The following is a 12875-nucleotide window of genomic DNA, read 5'->3' on the forward strand; positions in this document are numbered from 1 at the left end:
CTCAGACTTCTCCTCTGGGCCGATAGACCTGGCGCAAATAGGTTATCGCCGGGCGGGTGTTGAGCGGCTCGAGCGCTCGATAAGTGCGTATCTGATTGTCCGCTCGCCGCTGCATCACCGCGTAATCTTCATGCTTGGTGTCGCCGAAAGTAATCGCACGCGCGGGGCAGGCCTGCGCGCAGGCTGGCACAATCTCGCCGTCGCGCAAATCTCGATCCTCTACCCTCGCCACAACTTCGGCGGCTCGAATCCGCTGCACGCAGAAAGTGCATTTCTCCATCACCCCGGCTCCCCGCACGGTCACGTCGGGATTGAGCTGGAGATTGAGGGGGCTAGGAAATTCCGGATTGAACCAGTTGAAACGGCGCACCTTGTAGGTACAGTTGTTTTCGCAATAACGGGTGCCCACGCAACGGTTGTAAACCTGCAAGTTGAGCCCTTCGTCGTTGTGCGAGGAGGCAAACACCGGACAAACCGGCTCGCAAGGCGCGTGATCGCACTGCTGGCAGAGCATCGGCATGGTGTACAGCGGCGGCGCGTCGTCAGTGTTGGGAATGTAGCGCTCGATCCGAATCCACGACATGATCCGGCTCTTGGCCACCTGCTCCTTGCCCACCACAGGTACGTTGTTTTCGGCGTAACAGGCCGCCACGCAGGCACTGCACCCGGTGCAAGCGTTGAGATCGATCGTCATCCCCCACTTGTGCACCGGATAATCGACGTCCGGGTAGGTTTCCCACGGCTGTGGCAACGGCTCCTCCCACGGCTTGGGCACGATGCCAGCCTGGAAGTCGGTGAATTTCATGGTCTCCACCAGCGGCCGGTCCATCATGTTGGGCGAATACAGGGCGCTGACCAGGCTGCGGCGCATGCCTGAGCGCGTCGCCTTGACCGCTACGCTCAAACGCCCCGCCGGCAACATTGGCCAGGGATTGGCGCCACGATTACTGGCATAGCGACCGTAATGGGTATGCCCCTGACCGATCGGCACCCCAAGCGCAGCCGGATCGACCCCTCGCGTCAAATGTGCTGGCTGTTCGATCGTCACCCCGTTGGCGGTCAACTGAAGCAGGTCGCCTTCGACCACGTCCAGCTTTTGTGCCGTGTCGGGATGGATTTCCACCCAGGAATCCCAGACCACCTGATTGACCGGCTCGGGAATCTCCTGCAACCAGGGCTTGTCCGCGCCACGCCCGTCGTACCAGAAGATATGTGGATAGGAAACCATCGTGAGCGCGCCGGCTTCGGGTGCCTCGGGCAGGCTAATTGGAGTCTGGAGCGCGCCTGGCTGCACGTTGACGGCGCTTACCGGGGTGGGATTGAATACCCCGCCATGGCGCAGCGAATTGTCCCAGAACTGCTCGAAATCACCGCTTACGGCCTGGCTTTTCTGTAACTGCGACCACTTGGCTCGCACCAGCGCCTGGGTGTCGGCGTAAGGCATCGGATTGCCGGCGGCGCGGGCCGAGTCACACAGAATCTGGCCTAGCGCACGGCTGTAAACCACCGGCGTCATGGTCGGTTGACGCAGCAGATTGACGCCCGCGCGCGGTTGCGCATCGCCCCAGTCTTCCAGCCAATGATGGATTGGCAACAACAGGTGCGCGAGCTGGGCGGTTTCGTCGGGTACGCCGCCCGCCCACACCACGGTAGAAACCTTGCCCAGCGCGTCGGCAAAATGGGCGGCGGCAGGTAGGGTGAATTGCGGATTGGAGTTGATAATCAGCGCTACGTCCACCGAGCCGGCGTTCATCGCGCGTAAGATTTCGGCCCGCCGCTCAGGCGAGGTGGTGGTTGCTGATGGTGCGCTCAGGGCTACGGTTTTGCCGATATTGCCGCTTGCGGCGTTGAGCAGCCAGACCGCAACGTGAGTAGCGCTGTCGTTGGTCCCAGCCATCGCGATCGCGCCGTCGGCACGGCCGAAATCCTGAGCCATGCGCTCAATCAGCTCGGCCTTTACCCCAGCCATTTGGGCCACTTTGGCGGTTTCATAGGGGGCGACGAATTGGCGCAGCGCGCTGGCATCGATGCCCGCCTCGCCTTGCACCAGGCCATGCTCGACCATCACCCGTAGCATCGCCAACGCCACCGCAGCCTCGTAGCCGGGTCGACACGAGAACCAATGGTCGGTGCGCGATGCGGTTAGACTCATGCGCGGTCCGACGTAGTAGGCAAGTCCGAAATTGGTTCCACCAGCGTCGTGACGGGGATGGCGGAAGGCGGCGTATTGGCGGGTTAACTCCACCGGTGAGCGCCAAGTTTCCAGAAAATCGGCGCCGAAAGAGACCAACACCCGCGCCCGGTCGATCGAATAGATCGGCGTGTATTCCTGCCCGAAGCAAAAACGCAGCGCGGCGCGGTCGGCCTCATAGTCGATGGCTTCATAGTTAAGCCGCAGTTTGGAATTGAAAACCCCCAGCCATTGCTGGATCAGCCCTTCATGAGCCGGACCCATGTCGGGAGCGATCACGGCGACCCGGTCGGCACCGGCGGCACGCGCCTTGGTCAGGGCCTCGTTGAGGGCGGCCATGGCACTATCCCAGCTGATGGTTTCCAACTGATGATGATGCGAGCGCTGCTTGGGATGGACCAAACGGTCGGGATTGTAAAGGTCCTGCAAAGCCGCCTGACCGCGGGCACACAGCGCGCCGGCGCCGATAGGATCGGCGGGATTGCCCTCCAGCTTAATCGTGCGCCCTTCGCGTATCCGTGCGACCACACCGCAACCCGCCCCGCATTCGTTGCAAGCCGTGGCGTAAAAGGTCGGCATCCCCGGAATTACGTCGTCCTGGGGAATGACGTAGGGAATCAGATGGCGGGCCGCGGGTTTGCACCCGGGTACCGCCGCCGCCGCGCTGGTGGCGGCAGCCAGTTTAAGAAAGGAGCGTCGTGAGACTTCGCCTGACATTCAGCCGTCCCCTAGTAGTGGCACGTCGAGCATTGAGTGCTGACGCCCCTGCTCTTGTGGCAGTCAATGCAAAAACCCATGTTTATCTCGATCGTGGGGGTAACCCGGTCCATCGTTTCAACCGGCCCATGGCAAGTCTGACAAGCCAACCCGGCATGGATATGGGGCATGTGCCAGAAGCGGACGAAATCGGGCAAGGTATAGACGCGATTCCAGCGAATCTCGAAGGGCGCTTGCTGCCGATCGATCCAGGGCTTGCGAACCGGCTGAAGCGCCGCTTGTTCGGCGACTCCGGCATGACAGCCCTCGCAACGCTGGACCGGCGGAACCCCGGAGTTCTCCGAGCGGCGCGCGTATTCGTGGCAATATTCGCAGGGGATTTTATTGACCCCCGCGTGGATACGATGACTGAACGGAATCGGCTGCACCACGTTGGGCAACGGCGCCCACGGCCGCTGCGAAAACAGCGCGACCCCTACTCCAGTTACCAGGACCAGGAGCGCCACTACCAGCGCGCCGATTTTCGCATTCATCGCGCCGCCGCCCCTACTTGCTCTGCTGGCCTTCGATCACCGGGGTGTTGGGACCACCTGTGCCGCCGCCGTTATCGAGTGCGGGCGACAACGAGCCCCCGCTACCCAGCCGCTGCTGCAGCTTGGCCAGCGACATCCGCCCGGCATCCGCCTCATTAAGCTGCTCGCCGTTGGGCTTCTCACCGTTGGCATCCAGGATATAGGCGATGATGTCCCAATATTCATCGGCGGTCAGGCTGGCAGGTTGATCCGCAGGCATCACCGCCGAGGCGAAGTCATAAATGTCGCTGACGGTGTGGAACTGAAAATGGCGCATCACCTGATAGGGCCGCGGATTGACGGTCAGCGCGCCGGGTCCGATTAGCTGGGGAGCAGTGAGGCCTTTATAGACGTCGCCCATTCCCTGGCCATCGGGACCATGGCAGCGCGCGCATTGCAGGCGGAAGGTCTCCTGACCCTTGTTGACCTGCTCTTGAGTGAAGGCGCGCGCTCCGCTTTGCAGGAGCAACACGCCGCCCAATGCCAGCGCCGCTAGCGTGAAAGCCTTGAACCCGGCGCGGGGCAGACCCCGACAAAATTCGACAAGCTTATACATTGGTTTTGAGCGCATAAGGTTTACTTTCGGGATTAAGACATTGGTCGGGCCCTGATGCAAGTTCTTGACGCGATTTTTTATGCGCCGCTGATGTCCCCAACCGTGACACCCGCAAGCCGCGATTAGCAGATACCAAGCCTTTTGTCACCCCTTGACTCTCAGGCTACCGCCCGGTCCAGCGAGCGGTACTGGATGGCCTCGCTGATATGCGTGGCCGCGATCGGCCCGCCGCCCTCCAGATCCGCGATAGTGCGGGCCACTTTCAAAATCCGAGCGTAGGCGCGCGCGCTCAGCCCCAATCGATTGATCGCCAACTCCAGCAGGCGCTCGCCCGCGCCATCGATGCGGCAGTATTGCTCCAACTCCGCCGCCCCCATCTGGGCATTGCAATACAACCGATGGCCGGCCAGGCGCTGGAGCTGCAACTGGCGCGCATCTCCCACGCGTTGGCGAATCGTCGCCGAGGACTCCGCGCGTTGCCGCTCGGCCAGCTCGCGGTACTTCACCCCGGGCACCTCAACGTGGATATCGATCCGATCCAACAACGGCCCCGAGATCCGCGAGCGGTAGCGCTGTACCATCATGGGTGTGCAAGCGCATTCATGCTGTGGATCGGTGAAAAAGCCGCACGGACAAGGATTCATCGCTGCTACTAGCATCACGTGGGCGGGAAAGGTCAAACTCCCCATCACGCGCGAGATCGTGATTCGCCCGTCCTCTAGCGGCTGACGCAGCACCTCCAGCACGTTTTTGCGAAACTCCGGTAACTCGTCCAAAAACAGCACGCCGTGATGGGCCAGACTGACTTCACCCGGCCGCGGCATCGGGCCGCCACCGATCAACCCGGCATCGGAAATCGTGTGATGGGGTGCACGAAAGGGGCGCGTAGTGACGAGCGCCTGGCCATCGAGCAGCCCCATCGCGCTATGCACCTTGGTGGTTTCGATCGCTTCCTCGAAGGTGAGGTCGGGTAGGATGGTGGGTAGCCGCTTGGCCAGCATCGTCTTACCCGACCCCGGCGGCCCAATCATCAGCGCGTTGTGGCCACCCGCCGCCGCCACTTCCAAGGCTCTTTTGGCTTGCTCCTGACCGCGCACCTCACTGAAATCCACCGGATAGTGGCCGGCGTTGCGCAACACCTCGCCCGGGTCGCCGCGCACCGCGGTCAGCGGCCGCAAGCCATGCAGAAATTCCACTACCTCGCCGAGGCTTTCCACCCCGTAAATGGTCGGCCCCTCGCCGATCACCGCGGCTTCCGCCGCGTTGTCACGCGGCAACAGGACCGCGCTGAAGCGTTCCCGCCGCGCCAGCAGGGCGCTTGAAAGCGCCCCCTTGATTGCTTTGATGCGACCGTCCAGCGCCAATTCACCCATGATCAGATATTCTTTCAAACGATCTCGTTTAATCTGATCGCTGGCCGCCATGATCCCCAGCGCCATCGGCAAGTCGAAGGCCGACCCCTCCTTGCGCGTGTCGGCAGGCGCCAGATTGACCGTTATCCGACGGTTGGGAAAATCGAATCCCGCATTCTTAATTGCTGCCTTGACCCGCTCCTGGGACTCGCGCACCGCACCTTCGGCTAACCCGACGGTGCGAAAACCGGGGAGACCACTGGCGATATCCGCTTCGACTTCAACCCGGTAAGCGTCAACTCCAGCAAGCGCGCTGGACATGATACTGGCAAGCAAGCGGCGGTGACCCCTCCCGTATTGGTATCGGACGAATTCGGCAGAGGTAAGATAGTTACAGACGGCTACATCTTGCAAATGCGAAATGCATCCCCATTTCTTGACGAAGCGCGCCAAGGGCGTGGTTTCCGCTGCCGCTCACGCTGCGCGTGCCGACAGTATATTTGCATTCCTCTGACACCAAATTGTTGCGCTGCGCTAAAGACCAGTTCCTGATAAAATTGAGCGGCGAGGCTCAGCCAATGATTGCGATTCGAAAAAGCCAGGAGCGGGGACTAACCAAAACCAGTTGGCTTAACAGCCGCCATACTTTTTCCTTCGCCGACTACCATGATCCGAAATTCATGGGGTTTCGCAGCTTGCGCGTGATCAACGAGGACCAAATTGGCCCTGGCGGCGGATTTCCCACCCATCATCATAGCGACATGGAGATTTTAACTTACTTGGTAAGTGGCGGCCTCGAGCACAAGGACAGCCTGGGTAATGGCTCGGTTATACGACCAGGGGAGATCCAACGCATGACCGCCGGCACCGGAATCGCCCACAGCGAGTTCAATCACTCGCGCGCCGAGCCGGCTCATCTGTTGCAAATCTGGCTGCTGCCCGCGCAAAGCGGCCTGACTCCCGGCTATGAACAGCGCAGCTTCAATCCGCTGCCGGGCGCGTTACTGCCTTTGGCCGGCCCAAACGCACCAGCCACGGGGGTAACGATCCATCAGGACGCAACCTTGGCGGTGGGCTTACTCCAACCAAACCAGACTCTCGAACTAGGTTTGAGAGCAGGCCGCTTTGGATGGTTACAGGTCGTGCGTGGCGCGCTGCGCTTGGGCGAGCTGCAGCTTAAGGCCGGCGACGGCGCGGCGTTGGATTCCCAAGAAACGGCGCTGCTTCGGGCCAGCGCTGCGACCGAGCTGCTCTGGTTCGATTTGGCCTGATCGCTGAGAGGCGTGGACGCTAACCGTGCATCGGATGGTTATAGCCAAAATGACTGCCCCACAAGTATATCAACAGCTCCCAGCCAAAGCCGGCCAGCACGGCTATCAGAATTGCGTCGTCGATCCAGATCACCACTTTGCGCGCATACCCCTCGGGGATAAGCCAAGCTACCAGCCGGCCGGCTAACCCAAAGACCAGGATGGCGAAGATACCGGCCGTGGCATGCCGGGATATTGCCTGAATGTTTTCCCAATGAATCCAGTTCTCCAACGTGCCCACGGTCACCTCAACCCCACAGTCACACCCACCAGCAAGGCTGCCCGCCGGAAATCATGCGATCGAATGCGAAGGGCCGACGCGCTGGCGATGCGATAACCATTGGTTCCAACCGAACAGGAAAATTACCAACACCACCAACGCGAAGTAAGGCCAGACCTGCGTGAAACTTGCGCCGGGCACCACTATCAAGGAAAAACTGCCCTCTAGCTTCCGCGCACCCGCTGCCACTTGCAGGTTAGCCGTCCAGCGGCCGGGCCGAGCCAAGGTGATACCGCCGGCATAGAGCAGCTTGTCCGCCGCCTCCCGATGAGTCAGCCTAACGCGCAAAGATTGTGAACGCGCGCCCTCGCTTAACACCAGTACAACTCGGGCGTCGAGAATGGGCTGGAGGTCACGTGCATCCTGGACCATGACGGTCAGATCGCTTATTCCAGGGGTCAGCGGCAATGCGGGACCAAATAGGCTTACGCGCAGCCCATCCTGTGCACGGCTGAAGTAAAGGGCGCCGCCGTCGGTCCATCCCGCGCTTGGACGCAGCAGGCCCAGCAGCAACGCAAGCGCCAGGGCTGCCCTAGCGCCGCCCGCCATCGCTTCTCAGGTCGAGGGTCGCGCCGGCCGAAGTACCCATGAGCATTCCCCGCATCTGCATCGGCGCCATCACGATCCAGGTTCCGGCAAGGTACAGTGCGAGGGCCAGCACTGCCCAAGGCATCATCCGCGTCAGGACGGCGCGCGCAGGTGCGCTTTGAGCCTCGGTTAGCCGCCAGATCAGATAAAGCGAGGTCAGCAAACCGAGATCGAGTAGGACAAGGTCCACGGCGTGAAGGGTGTGCAGACCGATCGCCGGCGCCATTCCCTGCCACTGCGGTGGTCCAAACCAGCCCGGCCCAAGCTTCAGTGCAAGATTGGCCAGGACCCGCTGCATCACCGGCCACCCGCTCGCCAGACCAGCGCCGAGATGGAAGCAAAAATGGGCCGTCCACATCGCCAACCCCAGCGGAATCAGCGCCAGCGCCATGCGGCGGCGCTGTACCGTGCTCTGACGCCTTCCCGCCAGGCGATAGGCCAGAGTAGGTACTACAACCATCCCAAGTGCTAATAGGAGCGCGCTAGCTGGTAAGAGCGAGTGGATACCGAAGACGCGATCGAGCTTGAGTTCAAGCCGGTTAATCGGCCCGACCATCGCGGCGGCATTGGCAAAAGCGCCGAAGGTTACCACCAAGGCCAGCGCAACGATATCGGGGCGCATCGACAACCGCCCAAGCGAGCTGCGAAAGGGGTCATTCAGCAGATTTTGGCCGGGTGGATGAAGCAGGATGCCGATGTTGTCGTGGGGGCAGGCGCGCACGCAGTCCAGGCAAAAAGTACAGTCCAGATTGCCCACTTTGCGCGGCAAGTAGAGCTCCAGCTCGCATCCGCGATGGCTTGGGTTACCGCGCAAACAATCGTGGGTGGCGCAAGTGGTGCAGCGCTGGGGCGCGCGCACCCGCACTTCCAGCGGCGAGGCCAGCGCTTGGGCGAATTGGAAGTTGCCGATCGGACAGAGGTATTTGCAAAAGCTGGCGCCGGAAAAGAGCAGGTCAACCGTAAAGGCGCTGACAAAGTAGGCGATTATCAATCCGGCGGTCGCACCCGGGCGGTTCCACAGTGAAAGTAATTCATAAGTGAAGAAAAAAACCACCAGCAGCCCAAGCGCGATCCACTTGGTCCGCAGCCGACGCGGCCAGCGCCAGCCTCGAGGGCGGACTCGGGCGGCTAATTCCCGCGGTAGGGTGAACGGGCAGGCGAAACAAAACAGATTGCCGGCCACCAGCAAACCGACCATTAGCAGCCCACGCCAGTAAGTCCAAGGCAGCACACCGGCCAGGTTCATCGGTGCCATCGCGGGGCCCCACCACCCGTCGGCGACCACCCCGACCGCCAACAGCAGCATCAGTCCTTGCACCGCTCGGCGCGGATAATTGGTTCGTAACAGCGCGCCCAGGACGGGAACTCGCAACAGGTCGAACGGTTCGGGACTCGCCCTTTCCATTGGCGATGGCCGGCGATAATGGGTCGCCGCCAGGGCGCGTGGCGAAAGCAGGTTGTATACCGCACCGACCGCGGGAAGCAAGAAAAAGAGGGAGGCCGGAACCCACATGATCGCGCCCGCGATCACCTGGTCCGACAGGGCCGATATCCCCCACAGCCGAGGGACCGAGTCGTAGTAGGGGTAGATGACGCGCCCGGACAAGGTCAGAATCGCCGCCAGCAGCGAGTTCTGGAATCCCGCCAGTAGTAGATAGGGAACCACGCTCCAGCGCGGCCATCGCGACTTGCTCGGCCAAGGTTGTACGACCGGCCACCAGAACAGCAAGCCGGCCGCAAAGAAACAGCCATGTTCTACGCCGTGCCAAGCCGGATAGCGGAGCGCAGCCTGATAAGCGAAAGGGAGATGCCAGCCCCAGTTGACCAGCAGCAGCACCAGCCAACAGGTAGCGGGATGGGTTAGCGCACGCCCGCAACGGCGCAACCCGGGAGACTTCAAAAACGGACCGAGGGCGTCGCGAGCCACGCCAGCCGGCAAGCCACGCATAAGCGGATTGATCGGCGCGCCCAGCACAATCAAGCCTGGAGCGGCGAACATGAGCAACAGATGCTGGAGCATGTGGTCAGCCAGTAGCAGATTGTCCAGAGCCGCTAACGGCGAGCCGATAGCGAGCAGAAGCAGTGTCAGCCCGGCCATGAAGCAACCCAGCCGCCAGGGCGGAAAATGCATTGGTAGCTGGCGCGAAAGGCGCCGCCAACCGCGCCAGTAAAGCATCCCCAGCGAGGCTAAAGACACCACGGCCGGCAGCGGAATTTGCCACGATGTCAATATCGCTTGGGTGATCGGGGACACAGCCGGTACTCGCGTCCTGAAACACTACACGACTGTACCGCCAATCGCATCGGGCACGCCGGCGTCGTGCCTCGCGAGAAATAAACAGGACCAATCACCTGTACAGCCGCCACCCGGCGTCGAAGTCGAAGCATGCCTCCCCAGGTTGGAAACCGAGATCGGCGCAGTCAGACCACAAATGAAAGAAGTAGCAGAAGAGGCGGCCGGCGTGGGCGCTTTACTGCTTGTAGCCGAAGCGGCGCAGCAAGCCGTGCCGCTGGGCGCGATCCGCCTCGCCTTCGACCCCCTTGGGTGCGCTGCCGTCGATAATGCCGAGCACGCCCCGACCCTCCCCTTCGCACGCAACTACTACCTGGAGCGAATTAGCGCTGGCGCAGAAGACTGTGCAAACTTCCGCCACCGCTTTCACAGCATTAAGTACGTTAACCGGAAAGGCCCGCGCCAGCATTACCACGAACAGGTGCCCGGCCCCGATGGCCTGGGCCGCCTCGACCGCGCAAGTTTCCAGTTGGGGGTCAGTCCCGGTATGCCGGACAAGGCAGGGGCCCGAGGCTTCGTTGAAGGCCACCCCGAACTTTATCTCTGGTACGGATTGCACCAGCGCTTCGTAAAGGTCTTCAACGGTCTTGATGAAATGGGCTTGCCCAATGATGCAATTGACATCGACGGGCTTGCCAATTGAGATAACCTTGAGTTCCATTATCGTTCTCCTGCGGGGAGCGAAGCCGATTGTAGGCCCTGCGAACATGGCGATGAAACTTCGCGCGAGTCTGACTAGGAGCCGCGATGGCTGAGCGTAGTACGCTACCGGCATGGTTTTACCGGCTCTCGGAGCGCGCCCAGCGATGCTATCTGCGCAGCGAAGCGATCGCGAGTTACGACTTTACTCCGGGTCCCGCCACGATTGAGCGTACCCGTGCGGCGGTTGTGGCCCTAAGCGGAGGTTCGCTGGGCACGATCAACGCTGCCTGCCAAGCGCTGGCTGATGAGATTTGCCGCGAATTGGGCGTGGGCTTGGTACGCGTGGAGATTCGCGGGGCGCGCCCGCGCGATAGCCGGCGCGAGTTGCACGGAATTTTTTATCCCAATGCGCGGCCGCCGCGGCTGATCGTCTGGATGCGTACGGCGCAGCGGCGCGAGGTGGTGCGACCCAAGACGTTTTTACGCACGCTGGCTCATGAATTGGGCCACTACCTAGACTATGCGCTGCTGAAGCTAGGCGATTCATTCCATACGCGCGGCTTTTTTCAACGCGAATCGTTCCTGGCTCGCCGCTTATTCGCGGCGCTGGAGAGCGAAGAAGGGCCGCGCGCCGGTTGATTGCCGGCGCGCGGCCCTTTTGGTCAGGTCAAGACAATCCTACTCGACCGGGTAGGAATTGTTGGGCGATAGCCCAAACACCCAAACGCAGCCCTTGGTGCAACTGAAGTTGCCCGGCGAGGTCGCGCCGTTGGGAAAGGTCAGCGATGCGCTGTTATCCCAGGTGTCGTTGTTGAGCGGACCCGGCATGATGACATGGCCGTTAACAGAGTCCGCAGTGACGCTGTGCGGCGGCGGGGTGTGTGCCATCAGGAAGTTGGCCACGACGGCGTTGGTGGCAGCGTTGGTCGCACCCAACTGTACCGCGCCGCCAGGCAGGCCGGACTCGTAGTAGACGTTGTTAAAATCGTCATACCACACCTCGTCAGCCTGCACTCCAGTCAATGGCACTGCCACGACTAACCCAGTGTCGGCGTTCATGACCTCCGCCAGATTGGTCGCGCTACCGGTGGTCGGAAAGGGCGAAGGAAAATTAGAATTCGGGGCGACCGAGTTCGCGCAACCGAGCAGCATGTTACGGTTGGCGGGGTTAATCGTGCTCAGACCGTTGGCGCTGCAACTCACGATCGTCGAGTAGGGGGCGGTCGGAGTGGTCGGTACGCTGACTGTGACCGACAGCGGGTTGACGGAATTGATCTTGATCTTTGCCACGGCGCCAATTGGGTTACCATTGGCGTCATTGCCAAGATCGCTATCGTAAGGAAGGTTAACGAAAAACGTGTCGGTTTTGGCATCCCACTGCGACTGCTCGATGCCGTTGGTGGCTTGGGGAAACACGATCTGTCCCAGCACTTTGCCGCTTCCGGCGTTAATGATGTTTACGTAGGGTCCGCAGTTCTGGCCCACCGCTGTGGCGCAGCCGGCTGGATTGGTCGTGGCGTTCACCAAGCCCGGAGACGGATGAGGCACCGCGATCAAGATCACATCATCGGTACTATCATACGATAGCTCATCGGCCCGCTCGATCTGAGCACCCGCCGACGGGCAGGCAACAGGGTTGAGGCTCGCATTGCTCGGGTCGCCGCTAATTGGGGTCAACCCTCCCACACCGCAGTTAAGCGCGATGGGGCCGCCAAAATTCGCGGTCGGCGGAGTCTTGGTCAGGTCGAACGCCCAGATCTGAGGCGAACCCGTACCGCAAGGCGTGGGCTTGGCGATATCACCCACCCACAATTCGTGGAACGAATTGTTGGGGCCGATTGCGGTTACCGCGCCGTTTGGTCCGTTGCAGTCATGATCCGTAGGCGAATTGTTACCACCGAAACCGCCCTGGTTTATGTACTGAACGAACGTGTTGTTCGCGGTATCAATCTGATCCACCGCGTTATTCCCGGCGTCGGTAAACCAGACATTCTGATTGCCCTCGAAATCGTCGAACCAACTGATGTCGAAGGAAGCCAAAATTGCCGGCTTGTTGTTAATTGCAGGCAATTGCACGGTCGCCAGCAAGCCAAAAGAGCTCGGCGTCGGCGGCGGCGTGCTCTTGGAACTGCTTCCGCAGGCGCCCACCACCAGCGCCAGGCTGAGCAACCCCAACATACGAACATTCACCCAATCGCGTCTCATTCTGCACCCTCCCGTTGTTCGAACCAGTTGATAAAGAAAGACGTTCCCCAAACCCGGAAGGGACTTCTAGCGCTTTCACAACAAATTTGCCAACCCAAAGAACACATTAGCCGCAACAAAAGGTTTCGCGCCCGGACAGTATTTTCGTTCATAATGCTCAACAGGTAGT

General features: G+C 61.1%; 11 protein-coding genes. 2 read left to right on the forward strand and 9 right to left on the reverse strand.

Features of this window, described 5'->3' with window-relative positions; translation table 11 throughout:
- Position 1: 1 nt before the first annotated feature.
- From VKV28_06355 to VKV28_06370, 4 genes are all read right to left on the reverse strand, one after another.
- Positions 2-2908, reverse strand: a complete 2907-nt coding sequence (locus VKV28_06355; protein ID HLH76417.1) for a molybdopterin-dependent oxidoreductase — start codon at positions 2906-2908, stop codon at positions 2-4.
- Between the two features lie 11 nt (positions 2909-2919).
- A complete protein-coding gene (locus VKV28_06360; protein HLH76418.1) occupies positions 2920-3441 on the reverse strand; it encodes a cytochrome c3 family protein in 522 nt (173 codons plus the stop codon).
- 13 nt (positions 3442-3454) lie between these two features.
- Entirely contained in the window at positions 3455-4036 is a 582-nt protein-coding gene (locus tag VKV28_06365) for a cytochrome c (protein HLH76419.1), read from the reverse strand.
- A gap of 158 nt (positions 4037-4194) precedes the next feature.
- A complete protein-coding gene (locus tag VKV28_06370) occupies positions 4195-5724 on the reverse strand; it encodes a YifB family Mg chelatase-like AAA ATPase (protein ID HLH76420.1) in 1530 nt (509 codons plus the stop codon).
- A gap of 242 nt (positions 5725-5966) precedes the next feature.
- Here VKV28_06370 and VKV28_06375 point away from each other — a divergent pair, with 242 nt between their 5' ends.
- Positions 5967-6659, forward strand: a complete 693-nt coding sequence (locus VKV28_06375; protein HLH76421.1) for a pirin family protein — start codon at positions 5967-5969, stop codon at positions 6657-6659.
- A gap of 19 nt (positions 6660-6678) precedes the next feature.
- Here VKV28_06375 and VKV28_06380 read toward each other — a convergent pair whose 3' ends face one another.
- The 4 genes from VKV28_06380 to VKV28_06395 all read right to left on the reverse strand — a co-directional run bounded on the left by VKV28_06380 (position 6679) and on the right by VKV28_06395 (position 10520).
- On the reverse strand, positions 6679-6945 hold the full coding sequence (locus tag VKV28_06380) for a hypothetical protein (GenBank protein HLH76422.1): 267 nt from the start codon (positions 6943-6945) through the stop codon (positions 6679-6681).
- Between the two features lie 45 nt (positions 6946-6990).
- Complete coding sequence (locus tag VKV28_06385) at positions 6991-7527, reverse strand: hypothetical protein (protein ID HLH76423.1); 537 nt, start codon at positions 7525-7527, stop codon at positions 6991-6993.
- Complete coding sequence (locus tag VKV28_06390; protein ID HLH76424.1) at positions 7511-9742, reverse strand: cytochrome c oxidase assembly protein; 2232 nt, start codon at positions 9740-9742, stop codon at positions 7511-7513. The genes VKV28_06385 and VKV28_06390 overlap by 17 nt, the downstream gene beginning before the upstream one ends.
- Before the next feature lie 295 nt (positions 9743-10037).
- Complete coding sequence (locus VKV28_06395) at positions 10038-10520, reverse strand: adenosine-specific kinase (protein HLH76425.1); 483 nt, start codon at positions 10518-10520, stop codon at positions 10038-10040.
- Positions 10521-10606: 86 nt separating this feature from the next.
- On the opposite strand from VKV28_06395, the gene VKV28_06400 reads away from it, so the two are divergent.
- Positions 10607-11140 carry a hypothetical protein gene (locus VKV28_06400; protein ID HLH76426.1) on the forward strand — a complete coding sequence of 178 codons (534 nt, stop codon included), beginning with the start codon at positions 10607-10609 and terminating at the stop codon, positions 11138-11140.
- Between the two features lie 39 nt (positions 11141-11179).
- Here VKV28_06400 and VKV28_06405 read toward each other — a convergent pair whose 3' ends face one another.
- Positions 11180-12706, reverse strand: coding sequence for a hypothetical protein (locus VKV28_06405; protein HLH76427.1), 1527 nt, complete (start codon positions 12704-12706; stop codon positions 11180-11182).
- Positions 12707-12875 lie beyond the last annotated feature (169 nt).

The sequence above is a fragment of the Candidatus Binataceae bacterium genome (assembly GCA_035294265.1).
GTDB lineage: Bacteria > Desulfobacterota > Binatia > Binatales > Binataceae > DATGLK01.